This window comes from Bradyrhizobium sp. CCGUVB23 (assembly GCF_024199885.1).
In the GTDB taxonomy this organism is placed as follows: domain Bacteria; phylum Pseudomonadota; class Alphaproteobacteria; order Rhizobiales; family Xanthobacteraceae; genus Bradyrhizobium.
The window spans coordinates 7,186,687-7,213,042 of sequence record NZ_JANADQ010000001.1; the positions used below are offsets into that span (position 1 = coordinate 7,186,687).

Below are 26,356 nucleotides of genomic sequence, written 5' to 3' on the forward strand. Positions count from 1 at the left end.
TCCCAAGACTCCGGCAGCACGAGCACACATGGCCAAAATCCACTATGTCGACCACAAGGGCGAAACCCGCACGGTAGAAGTCGAGAACGGCGCGACCGTGATGGAAGGCGCCATCCGCAACGCCATTCCCGGGATCGAGGCCGAATGCGGCGGCGCCTGCGCTTGCGCGACCTGCCACGTTTATGTCGACGAAGCCTGGCGCGAGAAGGTCGGCAGCCCGACTCCGATGGAAGAGGACATGCTCGACTTCGGCTTCGACGTGCGCCCGAACTCGCGCCTGTCCTGCCAGATCAAGGTGTCCGACGAGCTCGACGGGCTCGTGGTGTCGACGCCGGAGCGGCAGGCCTAACTAAAGAATCTAGACCTTCGACGGCGCGACCTCGATGCCGCGCTTGTGCCAGGGCTTGAGCTTCTCGATGACCTCGGCGGTGAGGGGCGTCGGCCGCCGCGAGGCCTCTTCGATGAGGACGCCGACCGAAATCGCGGAGGCAACGCATCTGCCTTCGGAGAACACGACCTGCTCGAAGGTCACCGACGTCCGTCCCAGTTTCACGACGCCGAGCCCAAGCTCGATCGTGCCCGGCCAGCGCAGCTCGGCGCGGAAATGGATGTCGAGCCGCACCATGATCCAGGCGAGCCCCGGCGGCGTCAGCCCGATCTTCGGGTCCTTCATCAGCGTGACGCGGCCGGTCTCGAAATAGGTGGCATAGACGGCGTTGTTGACGTGCTGGTTGGGATCGAGATCGCCGAAGCGCACATTGTCGCTGAGGCGATAGGGGAAATCCGCAAGTCGCGGCGCTGAATCCAGGCGGCTTGGTGCATTCACCGGTTGATCTCCGTCATTTCCTCCGCCGTTACATCCCAGTTATCCTGTCCCGGCAAGTAGCCCTGCCGGCAGGCGGCCAATGCTTTTATGCCTTCCCTGGGCCGTCGGCCTTGGCTAGACAGGAACTGCCCTTTCCGTTGCCTGCCGGGCGCCGTCCAACCGATAACGACCGATAAAGAGACGACATGAGCGACGCGATCAAAACCGATGTGCTGATTATTGGCGCCGGCCCCTGCGGTCTGTTCGCCGCCTTCGAGCTTGGCCTTCTCGACATGAAGGCGCATTTCGTCGACATCCTCGACAAGGTCGGCGGCCAGTGCGCCGAGCTCTATCCGGAGAAGCCGATCTACGACATTCCCGGCATTCCGCATGTCTCGGGGCAGGGCCTCACCGGAGCGCTGATGGAACAGATCAAGCCGTTCCATCCGACCTTCCATCTCGGCGAGATGGTCGAGAAGGTGGAGAAGATCGGCGATCCCGCGTTCCGCGTTACCACCGATGCCGGCAAGGTGTTCGAATGCAAGGTGGTGGTGATCGCCGCCGGCGGCGGCTCGTTCCAGCCCAAGCGCCCGCCGGTGCCGGGAATCGAAGCCTATGAAGGCACCTCGGTGCATTACTCCGTGCGCAAGATGGAGCAGTTTCGCGACAAGGAGATCTTGATCGTCGGCGGCGGCGATTCCGCGCTCGACTGGACGCTCAATCTGCATCCGCTGGCTAAGCGCATCACGCTGCTGCACCGTCGCGATGAATTCCGGGCCGCGCCTCACAGCGTCGAGCAGATGCGCGCGCTGGTGGCCGCAGGCAAGATGGATTTGAAGCTTGGTCAGGTCACTGCATTGTCCGGCTCTGACGGCAAGCTCGCCGGCGCCACGATCAAGGGCAACGACAACAGCGTCACCGAGATCGCCTGTGACACCATGCTGCCGTTCTTCGGGCTCACCATGAAGCTCGGCCCGGTCGCGAACTGGGGCATTGCGCTCGAGAACAATCTGGTGCCGGTCGAGACATCAGCGTTCGAGACCAACGTCCCCGGCATCTTCGCGATCGGCGACATCAACACCTATCCGGGCAAGATCAAGCTGATCCTGTGCGGATTCCACGAGGGCGCGCTCATGGCGCAAAAAGCCCATCGCTACGTCTATCCGGAGAAGCGGCTGGTGTTCCAGTACACGACGTCCTCGTCCAGCCTGCAAAAGAAGCTCGGAGTCAATTGATCCGGGCCGGAACGGGGAGAGCATCTCTCCCATGTTTCTGGTGCTGGAACCCTTCGCGAAATAGCCTTAGTCTGCGGCCATTCCAGTCGTGGGTTAACCAGGTGATCATAATGCGGAATATCTTTTCCAGCTTCCGACTGCTCTCGCTCGTCGCGCTCGGCCTCGCGCTGTCGCTCGCGATGCCGCGGCCCGTCGCAGCGCAGGCCCAGCAGCCCACGGCTGCGGGCCTCTGGCAGAAGATCGAGGACGGCAAGCAGGTCGGGTGGTTTCTCTTCATCGACCACAACGGCATCTTCGAAGGTGTGATCGCAAAGACCTTCCCGCGTCCGGGCGATGATCCGAACGAGGCCTGCACCAAATGCACGGATGATCGCAAGAATGCGCCGGTGCTCGGCCTGTCCTTCGTGCGCGACATGAAGCGTGATGGCCTGAAGTACGAAGGCGGCAACGTGCTCAATCCGCGCGACGGCAACATCTGGAAGGCCAACATGAAGGTCAGCCCGGATGGTCAGACGCTCACCTTGCGCGGCTATCTCGGCATCTCGCTGCTCGGCAAGGACGAGACCTGGACGCGCCTGCCGGATGCCAACATCGCGCAGCTCGATCCTGCCATCGTCGCAAAATATCTCCCCGCGCAAGCCGTCGCCGCAAAGCCGCCAGCGCCCGCCGCGAAGAAGGGCGGCGCGATGATGGCGCCGATGAAGCAGTAGGGCGCGCGCCGCGACACTGGTCGCGCAATCTCTCGCTCAACATACCGCTGCCATGCCCCGCCACCGGGTCTCGCCTTCGGCGAGCCCGTTGACAGGGTCCGGCGGGGCATCCAGTACGCTGCGGCTTATCGATTCATCACGGACATCTCGGAGTGCTGGATCGCCCGATCAAGTCGGGCGATGACACCGAGGGTGTGGCATACACGCGCCCCAATCTCGTCATTGCGAGCCACCGGGTCCGCGCAAAGCGCGGCCCGATGAAAGGATCCGCGAAGCAATCCAGAAATTCCTCCGCGGTAACACTCTGGATTGCTTCGCCGCACTCGCAACGACGCAGGTAGGCGACAGCTCATGGGAATGCAGTCCTGTTTGCATGAGTCCAAAGGCGCATGCCGCCGATGTCCCCAACAGTAGTTCCCCGGAATGTGTTTTGGCGCCCGTTTTGCATAGTGGTCGGGAAAGCTGCTGGGGGAGCGAATCGCTATTTCTCCACGCCTGCCGGTCCGTGGCAGACGAATAGCGGCGCTTGCGCCCCGCGGTGACACCGACCCGCGGAGACGAAGGAATGTTTGCAAGACATTGTGCCGCACTCGTGCTTGGCGTGATCATGCTGGCTACGACCGCGTTCGCGCGCGACGACGGGCGCTATGCCAATTCACCGCTCAAGCCCTGGTTCGAGAGCCTGCACAGCCAATACGGGCAATGCTGCTCGGACGCCGATGGCTACGTCATGGCCGACGTCGATTGGGAGTCCGACAACGGCCATTATCGCGTGCACATCGACGACGAATGGGTCGTGGTGCCTGACGGCGCCGTCATCACCGAGCCGAACAAGATCGGCCGCACCATGGTGTGGAAGCACTATGTCGACGGCCACCCACGCGTCCGCTGCTTCATGCCGGGCAGCATGACGTAAGGCGTTTCAGCCAATGTGCGGTCTGATCTGATCCGCGCGGAACGCGCGCGATTGACGTGTGCACGATCTTTTACGGCGGCTTGCACCCAGGCGTCGCGCGAATGGCTTGCTTGAGCAATTTTTCCTGGGCGCCGGATAACGGGGCCTCGTTGGCACACAAATGCATGGCTTCGCAGGCTGTGCTGGGCGTACCAGGCCACGACGTGCGTCCCGCGATCGCGCTGTCGCAGCGCTTCCATGCGGTGTGGCCGTCCCACGCGATCCGGCTCGGAAAAATCTCTTCCAGGATGAGGGCATAGAAGAGCAGCGGCAGCGGCCACATCATCACAAGGGCTGCGATCACGAACCCGGCGATGCCGGCCGCAATAGCGCGTTTTCTCCTGATCATCCGACCGCTTGCGTTATTTCCGTATACGGCGCGCCATCGAGCGCGCCGCGACCGCCGATTAGCGGGACTCGTTGTCCGAGTTTGCGCTCGCGACTACCCTGACGCGCGGCGAGAGCACTGTGATCTGCGCGGGCGAGGCGGGCATGCCTTCGACGGTCAGCATCGGCGTGGAGGCCTGCTCCTGAACGCCAGTGGCGCCGAGCAACTGGACCTGCGTCGCAGAAATCGGAAATGAGTTCACTTCGTAAGAGGGAAGCTCGCCGGCAAATGCGCCGGCAGTGCTGGCAATCATCGCGCCGGCAATGGCAATCATCGAAAGAATCCGCATTGCAAGTCTCCTTGGGAAGATGAGCACTCGGAGAGTTGGTCGCGATAACGCCTGAACAGGTTCGCAAATCCGCGCAGCGTGAGCGGAGATATTTGGTTGCGAGATGTGAAGCGCGATGAAGCGATCCGGAAACGCCGTGCCGCTGCGTTTCAGGACGGTTTCGCGGAGGTCCGTCGCATGCGACCTGTCGCCAGTCGGCGAGAGTAGTTACGCGCGCCCCAAATGGCCTCATACCTGTGGTACCCCCGCCGCGTCTCGCGCGTTATCGGCAGCCAACTCGGGAGAGCAGAATGGCTGTCGAGACCGAACTGAAGTTCCGCGTACCCGTGCGCCACTTCAAGACGTTGGCGAACGGACGCATGGCGGGCGGCAAGATCGGACCGCGATCCGAGAACGATCTGGTGTCGACCTACTTCGATACCAGAAAATGCAAGCTGAAACGGCACGGCCTCACGCTGCGCGTGCGCGATGACGGCGACAGGCACGTCCAGACGGTCAAATCGGCCAACGGTGCGCAGTTCGGCCGCGGCGAATGGGAGGCGGAGATCAAGAACAGTGCGCCGAACCTCGGCAAGGCGCAGGGCACTCCGCTCGAGCCGTTTGCATCCGGGAAGTTGCGTCGCAAGCTGAAACCCGTGTTCGAGACATCGGTGCACCGCATCACGTTGCCGCTTCGCACCAGGAAAAGTGAGATCGAACTCGCCATCGATCGTGGACGTATCGTCGCCGGGCAACACTCCAGCCCGGTCGAGGAGCTTGAACTGGAACTCAAGAATGGCCTGCTTGTCGATTTGTTCCGCGTCGCGAGGTCGATCGAACGGAAATCGCAAGCCGAGCTCGATCTGAAGTCGGACCGGGGTTATGCTCTTGCGCGCGGCGAGGAGCATCCGGTTCTTTCCGCCGCAAGCATCGCCTTGAACGCCGACTTGAATGCGGGTGATGCCTTCCGGACCATCGGTCGCGCAACGATACGCCATTTCTCGGGTAACGCCGACGCCGTCCGCAATGGCGATCCGGAAGGAATTCACCAGATGCGGGTGGGATTGCGCTGCCTGCGCGCGGCGATCTCGTTATTCTCGAAGGTCCTGTCCGGGGCGAGCACGGACAGGATCAAGCAGGAACTGAAGTGGCTCACCAACGAACTCGCGCCGGAACGTGAGCTCGATGTCTTCGTGACGGAGAATATCGAGCCTGCCACGCGCGACGTGCTGTTGCGCAGGGGCGGCAAGGCGATCAAGAAGGAGTTCTGTGCCAGGCGCGAGCGCGCTTTCGCGCGCGCAAAAGAAGCCGTCAACACGCAGCACTACCGGTCCTTGCTGGTCGATACGCTGCAATGGATCGAGGCCGACCAAACGATTGCGACTGAAGATGCGAAGACGCCGATCCGCAAATTCGCCGGCAGGCTGCTGCATCGCCGCATCAAGAAGCTGCGCAAGCGGGGACGGCATCTCGACGAAATGTCTGCCCAGGAGCGGCACAAGCTGCGCATCAGGGCCAAGAAGATCAGATATGCGATCGAGTTCTTTGAAAGTCTTTTTCAGTCTCGGAGCGAACGGAAGCAGGTGGCAGCGTTGTCCAGGCATCTGAAAAAGATTCAGAACGCGTTTGGCTCGCTCAACGATTTTGTCGCGCATCGCGACATGGCTGTCGACGCAGCGCTCAAGGCGCGGGCGCCACGCCATGAAGGGCGTGCGCGTGCCTTTGCCTCGGGCGTGGTGCTCGGCCGGGAGGACCAGGCGGTCAAGCCGCTGGTGAAGGTTGCAGAAAAGGAGGTGCGGGGTTTGGAGGCGATTTGAAAGGTGCGCCGCATCGCCGGCGTTTTGCCTTTCACTCCGCCGTCATTCCCCGCGACCCGGCTACGCCAAGGCTTCGCCGGGGTTTGCAACGTTGGCTCGCCGAAGCTTTAGCGTAGGCGGCAAGCGGGGAATCCAGTACGCCGCGGCTTCTCCGTATTCGTCACGGTCTCTGGAATACTGGATCGCCCGGTCAAGCCGGGCGATGACGCCTGAGCGTGCTGCCCGCGTCTGAATTCGCGACTTAAGTCACCGGCGCGGGATTGAACAGCGTCAGGTCGTTGTGGATGCCCCAACGGTCCGACCAGGGCTTGGTGCGGCCGCTGGCGACGTCGAGGATCAGGCGGAACAGGTCCCAGCCGGTTTCCTCGATGGTTTTTTCGCCGGTGGCGATGCGGCCGGCATCAAAGTCGATCAGGTCCTTCCAGCGCCGTGCAAGCTCGCTGCGCGTCGCGACCTTGATCACGGGGGCGGCCGCGAGGCCGTAAGGCGTGCCGCGGCCGGTGGTGAACACCTGCAGCGTCATGCCGGAGGCGAGCTGAAGCGTGCCGCAGATGAAATCGGACGCAGGGGTTGCCGCAAACAGCATGCCCTTCTGCGTCGCCTTTTCGCCGGGCGAGAGCACGCCGGTGATGGCGCTCGAGCCGGACTTGACGATCGAGCCGAGCGACTTCTCGACGATGTTGGCAAGCCCGCCCTTCTTGTTGCCGGGCGTGGTGTTGGCGCTGCGGTCGGCGCCGCCGCGCGCGAGGTAAGAGTCGTACCAGGCCATCTCGCGCACCAGCGCGCGGCCGACGTCCTCGTTGATCGCGCGACGGGTGAGCAGCTGGATGGCGTCGCGCACTTCGGTGACTTCCGAGAACATCACGGTGGCGCCGGCGCGCACCAACAGATCCGCGGCGTAGCCGACGGCGGGATTTGCGGTGACGCCGGAGAAGGCGTCACTGCCGCCGCATTGCAGGCCGATGACGAGATCGGAGGCGGGGCAGGTCTCGCGCTTGCGCGCGTTGAGAATTTTCAGGCGCGCCTCGGCCTGGGTCATGATCGCATCGACGATCGCACCAAAGCCGTCGAAGGCTTCGTCCTGCATGCGTACGATGGCGTCATTGACGCCCTCAGGCACGAGCCGCTCGGGCGCGAGCTTCTCGCAGCCCAGGCCAACCACGAGAATCTCGCCGCCGAAGTTCGGGTTCAGCGCGAGGTTTTGCAGCGTGCGGATCGGCACCACCGCGTCGGGCGCGGTGATCGCGACACCGCAGCCATAGGCATGGGTGAGGGGAACGACGTCGTCGACGTTCGGATATTTCGGCAACAGCTCGGCGCGGATGCGCTTGACCGCATATTCCATCGTGCCCTTGACGCATTGCACGGAGGAGGAGATGCCGAGGATGTTTTTGGTGCCGACCGAGCCGTCCGGATTGCGATAGCCCTCGAAGGTGTAGCCTTCGAGCGGGGGCAGCGGGGCGGGGACGGCGGTGGAGATTTCGAGCTTGTCGAGCGCAGGCGCCTCCGGCATGCGGATGCGCGCCTCGTCGACCCATTCGCCGGCCAGGATCGGGGAGAGAGCATAGCCGATCACCTCGCCATAACGGATGATCGGCGCGTCTTGCGCGATATCGACCAGCGCCGTCTTGTGGCCTTGCGGCACGAAGGCACGCAGCGTCAGCCCGCAGGCAAAGCGGGAGCCGGCGGGAAGCCCGAAATCATTGACCACGATCGCGACATTGTCGCGCTCGTTGAGCTTGATGTAGCGGGGCTGCTCTTTCGCTGCGACTGACTGGTCCATCTGCTCTTGCCTCAGAACTTGAAGTCGTAGGGTGGGCAAAGGCGCAACGCGCCGTGCCCACCATGCTTCACACCGAACATAAGCGGTGGGCACGCTTCGCTTTGCCCACCCTATGATATCTACGATCGCATCATCAGCCGGGGAATGTGTAGCCGGTCTTCACCGTGGTGTAGAATTCGCGGGCGTACGAACCCTGCTCGCGGGCGCCGTAGCTCGATCCCTTCCGGCCGCCGAACGGCACGTGATAGTCGACGCCGGCGGTCGGCAGGTTGACCATCACCATGCCGGACTCGCTGTTGCGCTTGTAATGCGTGGCGTATTTCAGGCTGGTGGTGCAGATCCCGGAGGCGAGGCCGAACTCGGTGTCGTTGGAGATCGCCAGCGCTTCCTCGTAGTTCTTGGCGCGGATGACTGCAGCGACGGGACCGAAGATTTCCTCACGCGCGATGCGCATGTTGTTGTTGGCCTCCGTGAACAGCGCCGGCTGGAGATAATGGCCGGGCGTTTCGCGCTTGAGCAGCTCGCCGCCCCAGGCGAGCTTTGCGCCTTCGTCCTGGCCGATCTTGATGTAGCGCAGGTCCTGGTCGAGCTGGCTCTGATCGACGACGGGGCCGATATGGACGCCCGCCTTGAGTGCGTCGTCCACCGACAGGCCTTTCAGGCGCTCGGCCATCGCCGCGACGAAGCGGTCATGGATGCCTTCGGTGACGATCAGGCGCGAGGACGCCGTGCAGCGCTGGCCGGTCGAGAAATAGGCGCCGTTGACGGCGACCTCGACGGCGGTCTTGAGGTCCGCATCGTCGAGCACGACCAGCGGATTCTTGCCGCCCATCTCGAGCTGGAATTTCTTCATGGGGTTCGAGAGCACGCAGGCCTGCGCGATCTTGCGCCCCGTCTGCACCGAGCCGGTGAAGGAAATCGCGGCGACGTCGGGATGGTCGAGCAAGGTCTGGCCGACCACGGAGCCGGAGCCGACGACGAGGTTGAATACGCCGGCCGGAATGCCGGAGCGGGTGATGATTTCGGACAGCGCGTGCCCGGAGCCCGGCACGAGCTCGGCCGGCTTGAACACCACGGTGTTGCCGTAGCAGAGCGCGGGCGCGATCTTCCAGGCGGGGATCGCGATCGGGAAGTTCCAGGGCGTGATCATGCCGATGACGCCGACCGGCTCGCGGGTGATCTCGACCTCGAGGCCGGGACGCACGGAGGCGCCCTTCTCGCCGATCAGGCGGAGCGCTTCGCCGGCGAAGAACGCGAAGATCTGGCCGGCGCGGGCGACCTCGCCAATGCCTTCGGAAAGGGTCTTGCCTTCCTCGCGGGCGAGCAGGCGGCCGAGCTCTTCCTTGCGGGCGAGGATTTCGGTCGAGATCCTGGTCAGCGCGTCAAAGCGCTCCTGCGGCGTCGAGCGCGCCCAGGCCGGGAAAGCGGCCTTGGCAGCCGCGATGGCCTTTTCGGTCTGCGCCTTGTCGGCCTTGGCATATTCGCCGACGACGTCGTTGGTGTTGGAGGGGTTGATGTTCTTGGTGATGCCGGAGCCGTCGACCCATTCACCGCCAATGAAATTCTTCAAGATCGCAGTCATCTTTTTCCTCCAGGGAAGTTTTTAGCGCACGAGGCAAGGACGCTTGTCGTCGAAGGTCCAGCCGGGGATCAGGTACTGCATGGCAATAGCGTCATCCCGGGCACCAAGTCCATGCTGCTTGTAGAGGCCATGCGCGGCTTCGATGGCTGCCCGGTCGATTTCAATGCCCAGGCCCGGTTTGTCGGGGATGGCGATCTTGCCGCCCTTGATCTGGAGCGGCTCCTTGGTGAGCGCCTGGCCGTCCTGCCAGATCCAGTGGGTGTCGATCGCGGTGACGTTGCCGGGGGCGGCGGCGCCGACATGGGTGAACATGGCGAGCGAGATGTCAAAGTGGTTGTTGGAGTGCGAGCCCCAGGTCAGGCCGTTGTCGCGGCAGGTCTGGGCGACGCGCACCGAGCCTTGCATGGTCCAGAAGTGGGGGTCGGCCAGCGGGATATCAACCGCACCGAGACGCAGCGCATGGGAGAGCTGGCGCCAGTCGGTCGCGATCATGTTGGTCGCCGTCGGCAGCCCGGTGGCGCGGCGGAACTCGGCCATGATCTCGCGGCCGGAGAAGCCGGCTTCGGCGCCGCAGGGGTCCTCGGCATAGGCGAGGATGCCATGCATGCCCTTGCAGAGCCGGATTGCCTCATCGAGCGACCAGGCGCCGTTGGGATCGAGCGTCACGCGCGCATTCGGAAAACGCTTGGCGATCGCAGTGACGGCCTCGATCTCCTGCTCGCCGCGCAAGACACCGCCCTTCAGCTTGAAATCGGCAAAGCCATAGTGATCGTGGGTCGCTTCCGCGAGCCGCACGACGGTCTCCGGCGTCATCGCTTCCTGATGGCGGAGATTGAACCAGTCCGGCTTGCCGGTCTCGCCATCGACATAGGCGAGACTCGTCCTGCGGCGGTCGCCGACGAAGAAGAGATAACCGAGCGTCTCGACGCTCTTGCGATGCTGGCCTTCGCCGAGCAGGGCTGCGACGGGCAGGCCCAGATGGTGGCCGAGCAGGTCGAGAAGTGCGGATTCCACCGCGGTCACGGCGTGGATCATCACGCGCAGGTCAAAGGTCTGCTTCCCGCGGCCGCCGGCATCACGGTCGGCAAAGGCGGTGCGGATTTCGGCGAGGATGTTGTTCAGGGCGCCGACGGTCTTACCGATCACGAGATCGCGGGCGTCTTCCAGCGTCTTGCGGATCTTCTCGCCGCCCGGCACCTCGCCGACGCCGGTGTGACCGGAGTTGTCGGTGAGGATGACGATGTTGCGGGTGAAGAACGGCGCATGCGCGCCGCTCAAGTTGAGGAGCATGCCGTCGCGGCCGGCGACCGGGATCACCTGCATCGACGTGACGATTGGTGCGCCGGCGACTGACGCGCTGGAGACTTCGACCATCGGCTGCTCCTCCCTTTTTTCGTTTCGCTATTCTGCCGCCTGTTGTGCCGATTGCGCGGCGGGCAGGTTTTGCACGAGCGCGGTGAGTTCCGCCATCTCCTGCTCGGTGAGATCAGTGAGCGGTGGGCGGACCGGACCGGAGTCGCGGCCGATCACCTTCATGCCGGCCTTGATGATCGAGACCGCATAGCCCTTCTTGCGGTTGCGGATGGCGATCAGCGGCAGGATGAAGTTCTTCAGGCCGGCGTGAATGGCCTCATGATCGCGCTTGCGTACGGCGGCGTAGAACCTGGTCGCAAACTCCGGCACGAAGTTGAACACGGCCGACGAGTAGGTCGTCACGCCCATGTCGAGATAGGGCAGGGCAAACGTCTCGGCCGTGGGCAGGCCGCCGATATAGGTGAGGCGGTCGCCGAGCTTGGTGTAGACGCGGGTCATCAGCTCGATGTCGCCGATGCCGTCCTTGTAGCCGACGAGATTCGGGCAGCGCTCGGCGAGGCGCGCGAGCGTGTCGGGCTGGAGGATTGCATTGTCGCGGTTGTAGACGATGACGCCGATCTTCACGGCGGCGCAGATCGCCTCGACATGGGCGGCGAGGCCCTCCTGCTCGGAATGGGTGAGATAGGGCGGCAGCAGGAGCAGGCCGTCGGCGCCGGCCTTTTCAGCGCCGATCGCGATCTCGCGTGCGGTCGCGGTGCCGTAGCCGGTGCCGGCGAGCACGGGCACGCGGCCCTTGGTCTCGTCGACGGCAACCTTCACCACTTGCGGAACCTCGGTCGGCGTCAGCGAGAAGAACTCGCCGGTGCCGCCGGCAGCGAACAGGCCGGCGACGTCATAGCCGCACAACCAGTCCATGTTGGCGCGGTAGGTCGCCTCGTCGAAGGAGTAATCCGCCTTGAACGGCGTGACGGGGAAGGACAGGAGGCCGGAGCCGATCTTCTGGGCCATCTCCTGCGGGGTCATCTTGCTCATGGGCGCTGCTCCCTTTGGGTTTTGAAGGCGGCGCGCAAACGGGCACGCCGGTTGTTCTGGAAGACGCGCGAACCGCTGCGTCCATGGGCCGTTACTTAAGAGACCGTTCGATGCGCGTCCAAGCCAAAGCCTATATCGAATGATGCATATTCAGCATCAATCTTCGATCGTCTCCGCGGCGACCAATTCGCTCGCGATTTTCACCAGTGCCGACAGCAACGGGTTCTCGTCCTCGCGCCGCCAGACCATGAAGAGCTCGACCGGAACGCGCGTGCGCAGTTTGAGCGGCCGCAGGCGCACGTCGGAGATCTTCAGGCTCGCCGCCGCCGCCGGCACGATGGCAAGCCCGAGCCCGGCCCGCACCATGGCGAGGATCGAGTGGATCTGGCTCAAATGCTGGACATAGCGCGGCAGCACGTCGGCGCGGGTGAAGAGCGCGACCAGCAGGTCGTGGAAGTAGCGGCTCTCATAGGGCGAATACATCACGAAGGGCTGGTCGTCGAAATCCTTGATGGTCACCGACTCAGCGCTCGCCAGCGGATGCTTCTTGGGGATCGCCGCGAGCAGGGGCTCGGCGACGACACGGCGGCTGGCAAGCTCCGGCCGCGCGATCGGCGGCCGCAACAGTCCGGCATCGATCTGGCCGGAGGCGAGCGCCTCGAACTGGTCGCCGGAGACCATCTCCTTCAGCGAGAAATCGACCTCGGGCAGTCTGGCGCGGCAGGCGGCGACGAGCTCGGGCAGGAAGCCGTAAGCGGCCGCGGCCGTGAAACCGATCTTCAGCGAGCCGGTCTTGCCGAGCGCGATGCGGCGGGCGACCTGCGAGGCGCTCTCCGCGAGCTTCAGGATGCGCCGCGCCTCCGGCAGGAAGCTGCGTCCGGCCGGCGTCAGGCGAACCGAGCGGCTGGTGCGCTCCAGCAGCGGCGCGTCGATGATGTGCTCGAGCACCTGGATCTGCCGGGACAGCGGTGGTTGGGTCATGTTGAGTCGCGCGGCGGCGCGGCCGAAATGCAATTCCTCCGCCACGGTGACGAAGCAGCGGAGCTGGTTGAGGTCGAACATCGATACTTGCCTTAGATGGATAAGGCGTTTCCCCGGCACTTCTAGCATCGATAACCTCCGAAACAAAGACGGCGGCTGTGAAGCCGCCGTAAGTTGCCTGGTCCGTTCCGGTTTCGCCGGAGCGCTCAGGAGGAACGCTTAAGCACCACCCGCTGGATCTGGCCGACGACCACGAGATAGGCGAACGCGGCGACCAGCGCGTTGACGCCGACGAAGACGAGGGCGCCGTTGAACGAGCCGGTTGCGGCCACGATGTAGCCGATCACGATCGGGGTGGTGATGGAGGAGAGGTTGCCAAAAGTGTTGAACAGGCCGCCGGAGACGCCGCCGGCTTCCTTGGGCGAGGTGTCGGAGACGACTGCCCAGCCGAGCGCGCCGATGCCCTTGCCGAAGAAGGCGAGCGCCATGAAGCCGATCACCAGCGCCTGGCCGTCGACATAGTTGCAGCCGATGATCACCATCGACAGCAGCATGCCGCCGACGATCGGGATCTTGCGCGCCATGGTCAGCGAGCCGGTCTTGCGCAGGATCGCATCCGAGATGATTCCGCCGAGCACGCCGCCGATGAAGCCGCAGAGCGCCGGCAGCGTCGCCACGAAACCCGCCTGGAGGATCGACAGGCCGCGCTCCTTGACGAGGTACACGGGGAACCAGGTCAGGAAGAAATAGGTCAGGGTGTTGATGCAGTACTGGCCGAGATAGACACCGAGCATCATGCGGTTGGAGAGAAGCTGGCGGATGTGATCCCATTTCGGGCCCGAGTCCGGTGCGTGCTCCTCCTTGGGCGCGTCGAGATCGACCAGCGCGCCGCCTTCCTTGATGTAGTCGAACTCGGCCTCGTTGATGGAGGGATGCTCCTTGGGGCCATAGATGGTCTTGATCCAGACCAGGCCCATGACGACGCCGAGCGCGCCCATCACGAAGAACACGTAGCGCCAGCCGTAGTCATGCGCGATCCAGCCCATCAGCGGCGCGAAGATCACGGTCGCGAAATACTGCCCAGAATTGAAGAAGGCCGATGCCGTGCCGCGCTCATTGCCCGGGAACCAGGCTGCCACGATGCGGGCGTTGGCGGGGAAGGAGGGCGCCTCCGCAATGCCGACTAGGAAGCGCAGGGCGAACAGCATGGCGACCGCGGTGCCCGCGCCGAGGAAGCCGACCCAGCCCTGCATCAGCGTGAACAGCGACCAGACGATGATGCTGAAGGCATAGACGATGCGCGAACCGTAGCGGTCGAGCAGCCAGCCGCCCGGCACCTGCGCGATCACATAGGACCAGCCGAACGCCGAGAAGATGTAGCCCATGGCGACGGGATCGAGATGGAGCTCCTTGGAGAGCGCGGGTCCGGCGATCGACAGCGTGGCGCGGTCGGCATAGTTGACCGTGGTGACCAGGAACAACATGGTCACGATGAAAAGCCTGACGCGGGACCTCTTCACGTCCGCCGCGGACACTACTGCGCTCATGCGCACGCCTCCTCAGAATAAATGCTTCCTCAGGGACGACTCCTAGAGGGGCGCGCAGGAAAGTGTCCAAGTTGAAGGGAGTATCGATTGATACCGTTTTTGGATTGATGGGACGGCAGGGGGAGGAACGGCACTCTCGCGGGCCGAACATCATACCCACACGCATCGCTGTCATTCCCCGCGACCAGGCTACGCCAAGGCTTCGCCGGGGTTGGGGACTTTGGCTCGCCGAAGCTTTAGCGTAGGCGGCAAGCGGGGAATTCAGTGGGCCGCGGCCTCTCCGCATTCGTCACGGCCCCTGGAATACTGGATCGTCCGCTCCAGTACGCAATTGCGCACAAGGCGGACGACGACACCGAGAGTGTGCTTGCAGCGCGGCCTACTGCCGCGCGCCCGGCAGCAGCGGCGCCAGCAGGCCGCGGGTGAAGCCGGGCGGCACGGCGTCGAGGCCAAGTACGGTGCTTGCGGCCGGCAGGGTCGCGTCCGCCATCGCGGCGTGGCCTTCGGCTGAGGGGTGCACGGCGCCGCCATAGACGGCGGAAAGCACGCCCCAGGCGGCGTCGTGAATGTCGTTCGGCTGGCTCGCAGCGGGCAGGCCTTGCGGATAGGTCATCGCGGCGAAATAGCTGTCATTGGCGTCACGGATCCAGCGCGCGCGCGGCAGGTAGGCTCGATATTCGGATGCGCCGCGGCCGCACAGCATCGGCTGGCTCGCGGCGGTGACGATGTCGGGGTTGAAGCTCTGGCCGTTCTCGGCAAAACAGGCGCGGTCGAATTCGGGGTCGGAGCCGGCATGCGCGCAGAAACCGTGGTCGGCGAACAGGCCCTGATGCGTATCGACGAAGGTCATGCGGTCGGATTCCGGATCGCGGCACAGCGCGCCTTGCGTGCAGGTCGCGAGCCCCTTGAGCTGCGGCAGGAATTCGGTGTCGACATAGGTCGAGACCCGGGCAAGCCGCTGCGGATCGGCGTTGAAGGCGGGATGGATGTCGAAGCCGGCGCGGCCGCCGCGACAGGGCACGCCGCCGTCTGCGAGCGCCGGATTGGCGTAGGAGACATAGACGACGTGCGAGAGGTCGCCGTCGACCAGCGGCTTGAGCGCCTCGCGCAGCTTGACGAAATTCCTGGGCAGCTCGCGCGTGAGCGCATCGCGTGAATCGTCGACACCAGCCATCACCCCGGAACGCGTGAACAGCGCGCGTTCGGTCGCGGTGTCCACGATCACGTCGGCGACGAGGCCGGAGAAATAGACGTCGTTGGCGCCGATCGAGAGCAGCACGAGGTCGAGCTTGCGGTCCGGCTGCCGTTTCCTCGCCGCAGTGAGCGCCTCACGCAGCTCGGCCACCTGCGCGTTCACGCTGGTCTGGCAGGTCCCGCTTTTGCCGGGCGGGCATTCGCGCGCACGCTGCGAGCCCAAGAGCCCGTCGCTGATGCTCGCACCGGTGCAGGCGAGCGGCAGATAGGTCACGGCGATGTGGGGGTAGCGGACCGCGAGCGCGAGCGCGGTGCGGCTCTGGTAGCTGTAGAGCGAGCGATGGCAGGGGGCGTTGAACCAGAGCGCGCCGTAGCGCTGCCAGTTGGTAAGGGTGTCGGGCGCCTCGCAGGCGCGCCCGCCCTTGAAGCCGGCGCGGCTCGGCCGGTAGTACTGCCCGCCGGCAGTGCCGAGATAGGATCGGAAGCAGAAACCGTCATCGGCCAGCGCGATCGGCCGGTCCGGATTGCCTTCGCCGGAGGCGATGCTATCGCCCAGGCCTGCAATGAAGACGTCGCGGACCTGGATCTCGGTCTGGATGCGCTGGGTCGGGTCGGAGCCGGAGGAGACGTCGACCGTCGCCACCGTCTGCCTGCCATAGCGCACGCGCAGGTTCACCGGCTCGGCGCAATCGAAGGTGGAGGCCTGCGGCCCGTCTCCATCGTCGAACGACCAGGCGCAGATGGCCCCGACCGGCACGGCACCGGTCAGGCGCACGGTCACGGGGTGGTCGACCGGGGTGATGTAGTTTTCTTTGACGTTGTCGCGGGCGCAGGGCTGGTTGACCCGGCCCTGGAGGTCGATGCAGAGGCGGTTGACCATGTTGCGGGCCCAGCCGCGGCCCTCGCTCTGCATCTCCAGCGACTGCTCGGTGGCGAGGATGCTGCGGTTGCGGGCGTTCTCGACATGGAGCAGGAAGTCGCGCTCCTCGCGGAACAGACGGAAGCGGTTGCGGACTTCCCAGGTGATCTGCAGGTTGCCGTCCTGGGCGGTAGCGCGTTCAGCCGGCAGAGCGCCGAATATCCCGACAAGCAGGGCGCCGGCAAGGAAGGTGCGGAGGTTGGCTCGGATCATGGCCCGCGCTTTCAACGTCAAAGTTGAGGCGGAAATAAGAGAGGCTTCCTCGAGCCGCCTTCGACGTTTGTCTGACCGGTTTATGGGCCGCCGTCCAGCGGCTAAAGCGCGAATGATCATCGCGCCTTAGCTATTGTTTGAGCATGATCTCCGCGACTAGCGCTTGCTGGCCTGCCGCAGCGACCGTTCGCGCTCCATCTGCGTCACCTGCTTGGGCAGGTTGGCCTGCGCGCAGGCCTCCGCCAGCCTCCGCCGTTCCTGCCAGGGCTCCACGACGTTCATCCAGAGCTCGCGCGCTCCCATGATGGAAATGGCGAGGCCGAACGGGATCATGAAATAGAGGATGCGGAAGACCAGGAGGGTGGCCAGGAGCTGCTCGCGGCCGAATTCGGGGAGCGCTAGCAGCATGGCCGCGTCGAATACGCCGATGCTGCCGGGGGCGTGGCTGGCAAACCCCAGCAGCGTCGCCAAGATGAACACCACCGCCAGTGACATGAAATCGATTGGCGGGGTGGACGGCACCAGGAGGTACATCGCCATGGCGCAGAAGCCGAGGTCGACCACGCCGATCAGGATCTGCACGAGCGTCAGCGGCGCGGACGGCAGCACCACCTTCCAGCCCTTCTGGCCGAGCTCGCGGCGCTTCTCGCCCATCGACAGCCAGACCAGATAGGCGGTGATGGAGGCAAGGCCGCCAAGGGCGATCAGGCGGTTGATCGCGGAGGGGAGCTGATCCATCGCAGAGGCGGCATCGGGATGGATCGCCATACCGATAGAGAGCACGAAGATGTTACCGAGCCAGAAGGTGAGGCCGGAGAGGAAGCAGATCTTCGCAACGTCGATCGCGTTCAGCCCGTAGTCCGAGTAGATCCGGAAGCGGATTGCTCCACCGGTGAAGACGGTCGCGCCGATGTTGTGGCCGATCGAATAGGAGGTGAAGCTGGACAACGCTGCGATGCGGTAGGGGACGTGTTTCTTGCCGATCGTTCGCAGTGCGAAGAAGTCGTAGAAGGTCAGCGTACAGAAGGCGAAGAAGACGCAGAGCGCCGCAAGGCCGATATTGCCGCGGGGGATCTCGGTTAACGCGGTCAGGATGACGCCGGTGTCGATGCCCTTGAGGGTGCGCACCAGCGTGGTGATCGCGAAGGCGATGATCATGACGCTCGCGGCAATGCCGAGCCGACGCCAGCCGATCCATCTCTTGAAGCCGCGTTTCAGCGCGGGCAGCACGTCCTGCATTCATCCTCCCGGCGGGGGCAAGCAACTCGTAAAACCCGCCCAATCGAGCGGGTGCCGATTGAACGCGATGGCGCCCAAAGCCTAGCGCCGATCGCAGCCATATATCCTAGTTCCTTAAGGCAAAAACAGCGACTTGTGCAGCCCTTGACAACGGAAGGTTCTGCGTTCCGGCATCCCTTTCGTCATACGTCCTACACATTGCCGCGCATTAAGGATTGCGAGTCGCGGCATTGCCGTTTCATTGCCCGCATTTTGCCAAACCGTAGCGCGGTTCGCCTTGTTCCAGCGCAAGGTTTTCGATCCTTTCGGAACGTCCCTCACGCGTGTCGGTTAGCGGTGCATCAGCAACCGAACACAGCGTGATAGCGGCCTGCATACGCAGGCCGGCGCCGCTCTGTTCCGAAGCGCAAGGACTGGAACGATGGGACTGTTCACCAAGGACATCAAGACCATGAACGACCTGTTCGTGCATCAATTGCAGGACATCTACTACGCCGAGCAGCAGCTCACCAAGGCGCTGCCGAAAATGGCAAATAAGGCGACCGACCCGCAGTTGAAGCAGGGCTTTTTGACGCACCTCGATGAAACCAAACAGCACGTGAAGCGGCTGGAAGAGGTGTTCAAGATGCACGGCGTCGAGGTGAAGGCGATCGATTGCCCGGCGATCGACGGGATCATCGAGGAAGCCAACGACACCGCCGGCGAGGTCGCCGACAACGCGGTGCTCGATGCGGCCCTCATCAACGCCGCGCAGGCCGCCGAGCACTACGAGATCGTCCGCTATGGCAGCCTGATCGCCTGGGCCAAGCAGCTCGGCCGCAACGACTGCGCCGCAGTGCTCGCCAAGACGCTCGAGGAGGAGAAGGCGACCGACAAGAAGCTGACCTCGATCGCCGAGACCAAGGTGAACATGCGCGCGGCGAGCTAGACCCACGTCGCCTAAGGGAACGCCGCGCGCGAGGCGCGGCGTTTTTCGTGACGCAGCGCAGGCATCATTCGTTCATTATCGAAACATGATGTGAGCTGAGGGTGTAATCTTTCGCGTGGTGCTGCAATCGGGATGCCAGCATGCGAACCAACTTCGCCAATACCAATATCGCCTACGAATCCGCGGGGAGCACGCAGCGCTCGCGCCTTGCCACCTCGCTGACGCTTGCTGCGATGAGTCTCGGCTATGGCGTGGTGCAGCTCGATGTCACGATCGTCAACACCGCGCTGCATGCGATGGGCACCGCTCTTGGCGGTGGGGTCGCCGAGCTGCAATGGGTGGTGAGCGCCTATACCATCGCCTTTGCCGCCTTCATCCTGACTGCGGGCGCGCTTGGCGATCGCATCGGCGCCAAGCGCGTCTTCATGGCGGGCTTCGCCATCTTCACTGCGGCCTCGCTCGCCTGCGCGCTGTCGCCGAACGCCACCGTCTTGATCGGCGCGCGGCTGATCCAGGGATTGGCGGCAGCGATCCTGGTGCCGAATTCGCTGGCGCTGCTCAACCATGCTTATCCGGACGAGAAGCAGCGCGGGCGCGCCGTCGCGGTCTGGGCCGCAGGCGCCAGCCTCGCCCTGACGGCGGGCCCGTTCGTCGGCGGAGGCCTGATCACGCTGGTCGGCTGGCGCGCGATCTTCCTGGTCAACCTGCCGATCGGACTTACCGGCCTCTGGCTGACCTGGCGCTTTACCGATGAGACCACGCGCTCACTAGCGCGCGAGATCGATCTGCCCGGCCAGTGCGCGGCGATCGGTGCACTGGGCGCGCTCGCCGCCGCGATCATCGAAGGTGGCGCGATCGGCTGGGCGCATCCCGCCGTGATCGCAGCCTTCATCGCCGCCGCTGTGCTGGCCGCGCTGTTCGTCTGGCGGGAGCAGCGCACCGCGCAGCCGATGCTGCCGCTGTCGCTGTTTGGCAACCGCATGTTCGCGCTGACCTCGCTCGTGGGCCTGCTCGTGAACGTTGCGATCTACGGACTGATCTTCGTGCTCAGCCTCTACTTCCAGGAGGTCAACGGGCTGTCCGCCTGGTGGACCGGGCTCGCCTTCGTCCCGATGATGGGCGCGGTGCTGCCGGTGAATTTGCTGGCGCCGCGCGTTTCCGAGCGGATCGGAGCTTGCAGGACCATGATCGTGGGCGCGTGCGTCTCGGCGCTGGGCTGCCTCTTCATGCTCGGCATGGCTGCTGACACGAGCTACTGGGCGATCGCCGTGCAGATGATCGCGATCAGCGGCGGCCTCGGCCTTTTGGTGCCGCCCCTGACCTCGACGCTGCTCGGCAGCGTCGAGAAGGCCCGCTCGGGCATCGCGGCCGGCGTGCTCAATGCGACCCGGCAGACCGGCAGCGTGCTTGGCGTTGCGCTGTTCGGCTCGCTGGTGGCGGGGAACTTCATGACCGGCCTGCACGCCTCGCTGACCATTGCGGCAGCGGTCCTGCTGCTGGCCGCGACAGCGATCTGGCGCAGCGCGCCAGCCGTTGGTTAACCCGGAGTATGCTGCCTTGCGCTCACAGCTTTGGTTCACCATGAGCCGAACCGGTACGTAGCCGGTTACCGACTGTCCACCTCTCGTCCCTTTAGTGCAGGTACCGAAAATGGACCTGCCATATGTACCAAGTTCTCTATTGTCTGACGGATGAGCATGACTGGGGCCTGGTCGCGCTGGGCGGCGCGGTATGCCTGCTCGCCAGCGCGGCGGCGATCAGCCTGTTTCATCGGGCGCGCGCCACACAGGGCACTGCGCGTCTGGTCTGGCTTTCGCTCGACGCTATCGTCAGCGGTTGCGGCATCTGGGCGACGCATTTCATCGCGATGCTGGCTTACGGGCCGGGCGCCGGCGCGGCCTACAACATTCCGGTGACGGTCCTGTCGCTGATCTTCGCGATCTCCGTGACCTTCGTGGGCCTGAGCATCGCGGTGTCATCCAAGCGCACGCCCTGGGTCCTGCTCGGCGGTGCCATCGTCGGCGGCGGCGTCGCGGCCATGCACTACACCGGCATGGCGGCGCTGGAGATGCCCGCGCGCATCGGCTGGGCGAGCGGCACGGTGACGGCTTCGATCCTGCTCGGAATCGTGTTCGGTGCGGCTGCTATTTATGTCGCAGCACGGCGCGATGACCTTTCGCATGCCGTGAGCGCTACCGGCCTGCTCACGCTCGCCATCGTCTCGCATCATTTCACGGCGATGGGGGCCGTCGAGCTGACGCCGGATCCGACGCTCGCGATCAGCGGGCTGTCGATCGCGCCGGCGACGCTCTCCCTGCTCACCGCGAGCGCCGCGGCCGCCATCATCGCCATCGCACTCGTGGCCGCCATCCTCGACCGCCGCGCCAAGGGCCAATTGGGGCGCCAGCAGGTCGTGCTCGACACCGCGCTCGAGAACATGTCGCAGGGGCTTTGCATGTTCGACAAGGACGGCAGGATACTCCTGTTCAACGAGCGCTACGCCGCGATGTTGCGCCGGACCGACATGCAGCTCACCGGCCGCCTGCTGCTCGAGGTGATGCGCGAAGAGCAGGCGCGGGGACACTGGCAGGGCGATCCGGATCAGTTCTTCGCCCAGCTCGTCGCCGACGCCCGCGACAACCGCACCACGACCACGATCGTCAGCAGGTTCAACCGCTCGATCCGCGTCGTCAACCAGCCGATGCAGGGCGGCGGATGGGTCGCGACCTTCGAAGACATCACCGAATGGCTGGCGGCACAGGAGAAGATCTCCCACATGGCGCGCCACGACGCGCTGACCAATCTGCCGAACCGCGTGCTGTTCCACGAGCAGCTCGAGCAGGGCTTGCGCCACGCCAGGCCAGGCGATCAGCTCGCGGTGCTGTGCCTCGATCTAGATCACTTCAAGGACATCAATGATTCACTCGGGCATCCGATCGGTGACGCGCTGCTCAAGGAGGTCGGCCGCAGGTTGGCTGCCTGTGTCGGCGAGAAAGACACCGTGGCTCGGCTCGGCGGCGACGAATTCGCCGTGGTCCAGCTCGGCAAGGAGGAGGAAGCGGCGGCCACCGCACTCGCCGGACGACTGGTCGAAGTGATTTCCGCGCCCTACGAGATCGCCGACCATCAGATCATCATCGGCGTCTCCATCGGCATCTCACTGTCGCCGCAGGATGGCAGCAATCCGGATGAGCTGTTGAAGAACGCCGACCTCGCGCTGTACCGCGCCAAGGCCGACGGCCGCGGCACCTATCGCTTCTTCGAGACCGGCATGGATGCCCGCGCGCAGGCGCGGCGGCTGCTCGAAATGGATCTGCGGGCGGCGCTGGGCAGGAACGAGTTCGAGGTCCACTACCAGCCGATCCGCGATGTGGCCAAGGATCGCGTCGTCGCCTTCGAGGCGCTGAGCCGTTGGAATCACCCGCAGCGGGGCCTTATCTCGCCGGCCGCCTTCATCCCGCTAGCGGAAGAGACCGGCCTGATCGTGCAGCTCGGCGAGCAGGTGCTGCGTAACGCCTGCGCCGAAGCGGCCACCTGGCCCGAGGAGATCGGCGTTGCCGTCAACCTGTCGCCGGTGCAGTTCAAGAATCCGAACCTGGTCGCCTCGGTGATTGAGGCGCTGGCCTCCTCGGGGCTCGCCGCCGAGCGCCTCGAGCTCGAGATCACTGAATCCGTGCTGCTCCAGAACAGCGAGGCGACGCTTGCGATCCTGCACGAGTTGCGCGCGCAGGGCGTGCGGATCTCGCTCGACGATTTCGGCACCGGCTATTCCTCGCTCAGCTACTTGCGCAGCTTCCCCTTCGACAAGATCAAGATCGACCGCTCCTTCGTGTCCGAGCTATCGACACGCGCAGATTCCATGGCCATCGTCCGCGCCGTCACCGGCCTCGGGCGCAGCCTCGGAATCGCGACCACGGCGGAGGGCGTCGAGAACGATACGCAGCTCGAGCTCTTGCGGCGCGAGGGCTGCACCCAGGCGCAAGGCTATCTGTTCAGCGCGCCGCGACCGGCGTCCGAGGTTGCGATGATGCTGGCGAAGCCCCGCCTGCGCGCGTCTGCCTAAGGCGCGACGAGACTAGGATGAATCGTCATCGCGCTTCAGGCTGTTGTTTAAGCATGATCTCCGCGCAAACGCGTTCCGCGTTTGTCGCGAGGGAAAACCGCTCCACACTTTTCCGGATCATGCTCTGAACGTCAGGCCCTGCGGAGCGCGAAATGCGCACCGCAGAACGCCATCACCGCGCCGAGGCACAGTGCGGCGAGGCCTGCCAGCACACCGGAGATGGTCGGGATCGGGCTTGGTGCGGAGGCCGCCTGTCCGGCGCCGGCGAGCAAGAGCACGCCGACCGCGATCAGGAACTGCCGCATCCTTTGCGGGATTTGGCCCGAGACGGCGCTCTGCATCAACGTTGCAGTGAAGTAGCCGCCCGAAAAGCCGACGGTGGCGATCAGCCACCACGCGATCGCCGCACCCGCCGGCATGAACTCGTGCGTGTCCGAGCGCCAAAGCCCGCCGAGGTCGAGCCCGTAGCGTGCGCCCAGCATGTGCACCGCGAGCGCCAGCAGTATGCCCGCGATCAGCGCGCCGCCGAGAATCAGGTGACGGGGAAAAAAGGTCGTCTCAGCCATGCCTGATTTGTAGGATGGGTGAGGGCGGTCGCGCAAGCCGACCGGGCCGCGCGCGAAGTTGATAAGGATCGAAATGTCCGAGGTTCAGGAGGCCGCCCCGCAAGTCACGAGCGAGCAAGTCACCAGCTACGCCTACAAGGCGTCGCTGATTGGCTCGGCGCATCGTTTCGAGCTGACGGAAGAGGGTCTGTCCTGGCAGATCGCAGGCCGCTCCGGCCTGTGGCGCTATGCCGAGATCTCGGCGATCCGGCTGTCATACCGGCCCGTCTCGATGCAGCAACACCGGTTTCGCGCCGATCTCCGCCATGCCGATGGCGGCCGTCTCGCGATCCTGTCGACGACATGGCAGACCGCGGCGCTGATGGCGGCTCAGGATCACGGCTTTCGCGATTTCATCGTCGCGCTGCATGCGCGCATGGCGAAGGCGGGCAGCCGGGCGAGGCTGACCGCAGGCCTCGGACGCATCGCCTACACGGCAGCGCTCGCGCTGCTCGCGATGCTGGCGGTGGCGATGGCCGGGCTTCTCATCCGCGCGATCACGACCGGCGAATGGACGGGCGCGCTGTTCATCATCGGCTTCGCCGCCCTGTTCACCTGGCAGATCGGCGGTTTCATCCGGCGCAACCAGCCGCGCAACTACAGCTTTGACCGGCTGCCGGAAGCACTGCTGCCGTAGGGGCGGCTGCAATCGCCGGTTATCAAACGTGACTTCGCGGAATCGGGCCTGTGTCGCATCCTCATCGTCATGGACCGCAGCACCCGAATGCCGACGGCGGATGAGATCGCCACAATCAATGCCACGCATCTGATCGAGACGCCGCTTCGGCCGGCCGACCTGTTGTTCCTGTTCGGCACCCGCGAGGACGTCGCACTGCGCGCCGATACCGCAGCCCGGCTTTGGCGGGACGGCTATTTCCGCCGGTCGATTGTCAGCGGCGGAGTGACACCGGGCTCGGAGCAATCCGAGTGCAAGCTCATCAAGGCGGCGATGGTCGAAGCCGGCATCCCGGCAGGCCGCATCCTCGAAGAGCACCGGGCGATGAATACCGGGGAGAACGTCGTCTTCTCGCTGCCGGTCATCGATGCGGCGCTCGGGCTGCAAAATATTCGCAGCGTGATTTGCCTCGGCAATACCTGGACGGCGCGTCGCTACCCGATGACGCTGCACCGGCACTGGCCGGAGGTGACCAAGATGCTTCTGACGGTCGACAGTTTTGCGACGCCGCGCGGGCTCTGGCACACCGATGCCGAGTTGCGCCGCCGCGTCCTGCACGAATGGGAAAAGATCGAGCCGTACAAGGCGAAGGGATTCATCGCGGAGTGGCCGACGGCGTGAGAGGCGGGCGCGCTACTCCGTCGAATCGAAATCCTCTTCCTTCGACCGCAGCATCGCCGATAGCGTACGCAGACCCGCATCGAGCTGTTCGAAGGTCGGTGCGCCGAGCGCAAGGCGGACGGCGTTGGGGGCGTGGCCGTTGGCGATGGCGAACGTTGTGGACGGCGTCAGCGCGATGTCGCGGCGGCCGGCCGCGGCCACCAGCGTCTGCGAGCGCCAATGCGGCGGCAGCGACAGCCAAAGATGATAGGCTTTCGGGTCGGCCTGGATATCGAAGCCGGCAAGCCGCTGCGCCGCCAGATGCTGGCGCTTGCCCGCATCGATGCGCTTGAGGCGCGACAATTCGGCCGCGGTGCCGTCGGCCATCAGCCGCTGCCCGGCCGCGAAGGCATAGCCGGACGCAGTCCAGCCGCCTGAGCGCACCGAAGCCAGCACGCTTTCACGCAAATGGGGCGGGGCGACGATGAAGCCGAGCGCGAGCCCCGGCGCGACCTTCTTCGACAGGCTGTCGAGCACGAGGCAGCGGTCCGGCGCCAGCGCGGCGAGCGGCGCCTCGTCGGCGAGGAAGCCGTAGACGGTGTCCTCGATGATCGGAAGGTCAAGCTTCTCGGCGACGCGCAGCACGTCGTTGCGGCGCCCGAGCGGCATCGTGATGCCGAGCGGGTTCTGCATCGTCGGCTGGAGATAGAGCGCGGCGAGATGCGCCTCGCGATGCGCCTTCTGGATCGCGTCGGGGCGGACGCCGTGCTCGTCCGTCGCGAGCGGCACCAGCGTGATGCCGAAGCGCGCGGCGATGCCCTTGATGAAGGGATAGGTCAGCGCCTCGACGCCGCAGCGTCCGCCCGCAGGCACGAGCGCGGCAAGCGCGGCGGCGATGCATTGCCGTCCGTTCGAGGTGAAGACGAGGTGGTCGGCGGCCGGCGCCCAGCCCTTGCGCGCGAGGAATGATGCGGAAATGCTCCGAGCTGCCTGCGTGCCGGTGCTCGTCGCAGGCCGCAGCGCGACCTCGAGGCCCTCGGGGCGCTCGAGACCGGCGAGGCTCTTTGCGATCATCGCCGATTGCTGCGGCAGGAGCGGATAGTTGAACTCGAAGTCGATGCGCGCGCCACGCGGCTCGGCGGGAGCTGAGACGCCGCGCCGCGCCTCGCCCGAAATGAACGTGCCGCGGCCGACTTCGCCGACCACGAGGCCGCGACGCAGCAGCTCCGTATAAACCCGGCTCGCGGTCGAGACCGCAATGCCACGTTCATAGGCGAAATTGCGCTGCGGCGGCAGGCGGTCGCCCGGCTTTAACGCGCCGTTAGTGATATCGGCGGCAATGGCATCGGCCAGCTTCACGTACTCGAACTTGGACACTATTGCACCGAGAGCAATGTTTTCCTTGCACCGAGCATTGTACTGGAGCATTTAAGTTCCATCAAGTTCCGCGATTGAGCCCCGGCTGCGCGAGCAATCCGAGGGCAATGAAGGAGCAGGCGCCG

The 26,356-nt window shown here is 64.8% G+C and carries 23 protein-coding genes; 10 read left to right on the top strand and 13 right to left on the bottom strand.

The features are described from left to right. Window positions 1-28 precede the first annotated feature (28 nt). Window positions 29-349 (top strand): 2Fe-2S iron-sulfur cluster-binding protein, encoded by a 321-nt coding sequence (locus NLN62_RS33220; protein WP_027528626.1) that lies wholly within the window; start codon window positions 29-31, stop codon window positions 347-349. A 9-nt stretch (window positions 350-358) separates the two neighbouring features. On the opposite strand, the gene NLN62_RS33225 is transcribed toward NLN62_RS33220, so the two are convergent. Next, entirely contained in the window at window positions 359-826 is a 468-nt protein-coding gene (locus tag NLN62_RS33225; RefSeq protein WP_027528627.1) for a thioesterase family protein, read from the bottom strand. Window positions 827-1,011: 185 nt separating this feature from the next. Here NLN62_RS33225 and NLN62_RS33230 point away from each other — a divergent pair, with 185 nt between their 5' ends. The 3 genes from NLN62_RS33230 (at window position 1,012) to NLN62_RS33240 (ending at window position 3,666) form a co-directional block, all read left to right on the top strand. Further along, the gene (locus tag NLN62_RS33230; RefSeq protein ID WP_027528628.1) at window positions 1,012-2,040 is read left to right on the top strand and encodes an NAD(P)/FAD-dependent oxidoreductase; all 1,029 of its coding nucleotides are present in this window, start codon (window positions 1,012-1,014) and stop codon (window positions 2,038-2,040) included. 110 nt (window positions 2,041-2,150) lie between these two features. Next, window positions 2,151-2,750: a DUF2147 domain-containing protein gene (locus NLN62_RS33235; RefSeq protein ID WP_027528629.1), complete on the top strand. Its 600-nt coding sequence runs from the start codon at window positions 2,151-2,153 to the stop codon at window positions 2,748-2,750. A 565-nt stretch (window positions 2,751-3,315) separates the two neighbouring features. Next, a complete protein-coding gene (locus tag NLN62_RS33240) occupies window positions 3,316-3,666 on the top strand; it encodes a hypothetical protein (RefSeq protein WP_027528630.1) in 351 nt (116 codons plus the stop codon). 70 nt (window positions 3,667-3,736) lie between these two features. Here the strand turns inward: NLN62_RS33240 and NLN62_RS33245 are convergent, their stop codons facing one another. Both NLN62_RS33245 and NLN62_RS33250 read right to left on the bottom strand, forming a co-directional pair. Further along, entirely contained in the window at window positions 3,737-4,054 is a 318-nt protein-coding gene (locus NLN62_RS33245; RefSeq protein ID WP_254111614.1) for a hypothetical protein, read from the bottom strand. A 58-nt stretch (window positions 4,055-4,112) separates the two neighbouring features. Next, complete coding sequence (locus tag NLN62_RS33250) at window positions 4,113-4,382, bottom strand: hypothetical protein (RefSeq protein WP_254111616.1); 270 nt, start codon at window positions 4,380-4,382, stop codon at window positions 4,113-4,115. Window positions 4,383-4,672: 290 nt separating this feature from the next. On the opposite strand from NLN62_RS33250, the gene NLN62_RS33255 reads away from it, so the two are divergent. Then, window positions 4,673-6,178: a CYTH and CHAD domain-containing protein gene (locus NLN62_RS33255; protein ID WP_254111618.1), complete on the top strand. Its 1,506-nt coding sequence runs from the start codon at window positions 4,673-4,675 to the stop codon at window positions 6,176-6,178. Between the two features lie 241 nt (window positions 6,179-6,419). On the opposite strand, the gene garD is transcribed toward NLN62_RS33255, so the two are convergent. From garD to NLN62_RS33295, 8 genes are all read right to left on the bottom strand, one after another. After that, a complete protein-coding gene (gene garD / locus NLN62_RS33260; protein WP_027528633.1) occupies window positions 6,420-7,961 on the bottom strand; it encodes a galactarate dehydratase in 1,542 nt (513 codons plus the stop codon). 133 nt (window positions 7,962-8,094) lie between these two features. After that, on the bottom strand, window positions 8,095-9,543 hold the full coding sequence (locus tag NLN62_RS33265; RefSeq protein WP_254111620.1) for an aldehyde dehydrogenase family protein: 1,449 nt from the start codon (window positions 9,541-9,543) through the stop codon (window positions 8,095-8,097). Window positions 9,544-9,564: 21 nt separating this feature from the next. Then, window positions 9,565-10,917: a glucarate dehydratase gene (gudD, locus tag NLN62_RS33270; RefSeq protein ID WP_254111622.1), complete on the bottom strand. Its 1,353-nt coding sequence runs from the start codon at window positions 10,915-10,917 to the stop codon at window positions 9,565-9,567. 27 nt (window positions 10,918-10,944) lie between these two features. Beyond that, window positions 10,945-11,889 carry a 5-dehydro-4-deoxyglucarate dehydratase gene (gene kdgD, locus NLN62_RS33275; protein ID WP_254111623.1) on the bottom strand — a complete coding sequence of 315 codons (945 nt, stop codon included), beginning with the start codon at window positions 11,887-11,889 and terminating at the stop codon, window positions 10,945-10,947. 156 nt (window positions 11,890-12,045) lie between these two features. Next, the gene (locus NLN62_RS33280) at window positions 12,046-12,951 is read right to left on the bottom strand and encodes a LysR substrate-binding domain-containing protein (RefSeq protein ID WP_027528637.1); all 906 of its coding nucleotides are present in this window, start codon (window positions 12,949-12,951) and stop codon (window positions 12,046-12,048) included. A 125-nt stretch (window positions 12,952-13,076) separates the two neighbouring features. Continuing rightward, window positions 13,077-14,417: an MFS transporter gene (locus NLN62_RS33285; protein WP_254111624.1), complete on the bottom strand. Its 1,341-nt coding sequence runs from the start codon at window positions 14,415-14,417 to the stop codon at window positions 13,077-13,079. Window positions 14,418-14,796: 379 nt separating this feature from the next. Further along, window positions 14,797-16,743, bottom strand: coding sequence for a hypothetical protein (locus NLN62_RS33290; RefSeq protein ID WP_254111625.1), 1,947 nt, complete (start codon window positions 16,741-16,743; stop codon window positions 14,797-14,799). A gap of 156 nt (window positions 16,744-16,899) precedes the next feature. Beyond that, on the bottom strand, window positions 16,900-17,982 hold the full coding sequence (locus tag NLN62_RS33295) for a YbhN family protein (protein ID WP_027528647.1): 1,083 nt from the start codon (window positions 17,980-17,982) through the stop codon (window positions 16,900-16,902). A 421-nt stretch (window positions 17,983-18,403) separates the two neighbouring features. On the opposite strand from NLN62_RS33295, the gene NLN62_RS33300 reads away from it, so the two are divergent. From NLN62_RS33300 to NLN62_RS33310, 3 genes are all read left to right on the top strand, one after another. Beyond that, a complete protein-coding gene (locus NLN62_RS33300; RefSeq protein ID WP_027528648.1) occupies window positions 18,404-18,910 on the top strand; it encodes a ferritin-like domain-containing protein in 507 nt (168 codons plus the stop codon). A gap of 140 nt (window positions 18,911-19,050) precedes the next feature. After that, complete coding sequence (locus NLN62_RS33305; RefSeq protein ID WP_254111626.1) at window positions 19,051-20,451, top strand: MFS transporter; 1,401 nt, start codon at window positions 19,051-19,053, stop codon at window positions 20,449-20,451. Window positions 20,452-20,573: 122 nt separating this feature from the next. Continuing rightward, a complete protein-coding gene (locus NLN62_RS33310) occupies window positions 20,574-22,973 on the top strand; it encodes an EAL domain-containing protein (RefSeq protein ID WP_254111628.1) in 2,400 nt (799 codons plus the stop codon). A gap of 131 nt (window positions 22,974-23,104) precedes the next feature. Here the strand turns inward: NLN62_RS33310 and NLN62_RS33315 are convergent, their stop codons facing one another. Beyond that, window positions 23,105-23,539, bottom strand: a complete 435-nt coding sequence (locus tag NLN62_RS33315; RefSeq protein WP_027528651.1) for a hypothetical protein — start codon at window positions 23,537-23,539, stop codon at window positions 23,105-23,107. Between the two features lie 73 nt (window positions 23,540-23,612). Between NLN62_RS33315 and NLN62_RS33320 the strand changes: the two genes are divergently transcribed. Together NLN62_RS33320 and NLN62_RS33325 are read left to right on the top strand one after the other, a co-directional pair. Next, on the top strand, window positions 23,613-24,215 hold the full coding sequence (locus NLN62_RS33320; RefSeq protein WP_254111630.1) for a hypothetical protein: 603 nt from the start codon (window positions 23,613-23,615) through the stop codon (window positions 24,213-24,215). Window positions 24,216-24,302: 87 nt separating this feature from the next. Further along, entirely contained in the window at window positions 24,303-24,875 is a 573-nt protein-coding gene (locus NLN62_RS33325) for a YdcF family protein (RefSeq protein WP_254111631.1), read from the top strand. A 12-nt stretch (window positions 24,876-24,887) separates the two neighbouring features. Here the strand turns inward: NLN62_RS33325 and NLN62_RS33330 are convergent, their stop codons facing one another. Continuing rightward, window positions 24,888-26,231: a PLP-dependent aminotransferase family protein gene (locus NLN62_RS33330; RefSeq protein ID WP_254111633.1), complete on the bottom strand. Its 1,344-nt coding sequence runs from the start codon at window positions 26,229-26,231 to the stop codon at window positions 24,888-24,890. Window positions 26,232-26,356: the final 125 nt, after the last annotated feature.

Coding starts and splice junctions, on each gene's coding strand:
- NLN62_RS33320 (WP_254111630.1), top strand. CDS start 23,613: ATGTCCGAGGTTCAGGAGGCCGCCCCGCAAGTCACGAGCGAGCAAGTC.
- NLN62_RS33290 (WP_254111625.1), bottom strand. CDS start 16,743: ATGATCCGAGCCAACCTCCGCACCTTCCTTGCCGGCGCCCTGCTTGTC.
- kdgD (WP_254111623.1), bottom strand. CDS start 11,889: ATGAGCAAGATGACCCCGCAGGAGATGGCCCAGAAGATCGGCTCCGGC.
- NLN62_RS33265 (WP_254111620.1), bottom strand. CDS start 9,543: ATGACTGCGATCTTGAAGAATTTCATTGGCGGTGAATGGGTCGACGGC.
- NLN62_RS33255 (WP_254111618.1), top strand. CDS start 4,673: ATGGCTGTCGAGACCGAACTGAAGTTCCGCGTACCCGTGCGCCACTTC.
- NLN62_RS33285 (WP_254111624.1), bottom strand. CDS start 14,417: ATGAGCGCAGTAGTGTCCGCGGCGGACGTGAAGAGGTCCCGCGTCAGG.
- NLN62_RS33250 (WP_254111616.1), bottom strand. CDS start 4,382: ATGCGGATTCTTTCGATGATTGCCATTGCCGGCGCGATGATTGCCAGC.
- NLN62_RS33325 (WP_254111631.1), top strand. CDS start 24,303: ATGCCGACGGCGGATGAGATCGCCACAATCAATGCCACGCATCTGATC.
- garD (WP_027528633.1), bottom strand. CDS start 7,961: ATGGACCAGTCAGTCGCAGCGAAAGAGCAGCCCCGCTACATCAAGCTC.
- gudD (WP_254111622.1), bottom strand. CDS start 10,917: ATGGTCGAAGTCTCCAGCGCGTCAGTCGCCGGCGCACCAATCGTCACG.
- NLN62_RS33305 (WP_254111626.1), top strand. CDS start 19,051: ATGCGAACCAACTTCGCCAATACCAATATCGCCTACGAATCCGCGGGG.
- NLN62_RS33310 (WP_254111628.1), top strand. CDS start 20,574: ATGTACCAAGTTCTCTATTGTCTGACGGATGAGCATGACTGGGGCCTG.
- NLN62_RS33295 (WP_027528647.1), bottom strand. CDS start 17,982: ATGCAGGACGTGCTGCCCGCGCTGAAACGCGGCTTCAAGAGATGGATC.
- NLN62_RS33230 (WP_027528628.1), top strand. CDS start 1,012: ATGAGCGACGCGATCAAAACCGATGTGCTGATTATTGGCGCCGGCCCC.
- NLN62_RS33300 (WP_027528648.1), top strand. CDS start 18,404: ATGGGACTGTTCACCAAGGACATCAAGACCATGAACGACCTGTTCGTG.
- NLN62_RS33245 (WP_254111614.1), bottom strand. CDS start 4,054: ATGATCAGGAGAAAACGCGCTATTGCGGCCGGCATCGCCGGGTTCGTG.
- NLN62_RS33315 (WP_027528651.1), bottom strand. CDS start 23,539: ATGGCTGAGACGACCTTTTTTCCCCGTCACCTGATTCTCGGCGGCGCG.
- NLN62_RS33240 (WP_027528630.1), top strand. CDS start 3,316: ATGTTTGCAAGACATTGTGCCGCACTCGTGCTTGGCGTGATCATGCTG.
- NLN62_RS33280 (WP_027528637.1), bottom strand. CDS start 12,951: ATGTTCGACCTCAACCAGCTCCGCTGCTTCGTCACCGTGGCGGAGGAA.
- NLN62_RS33235 (WP_027528629.1), top strand. CDS start 2,151: ATGCGGAATATCTTTTCCAGCTTCCGACTGCTCTCGCTCGTCGCGCTC.
- NLN62_RS33220 (WP_027528626.1), top strand. CDS start 29: ATGGCCAAAATCCACTATGTCGACCACAAGGGCGAAACCCGCACGGTA.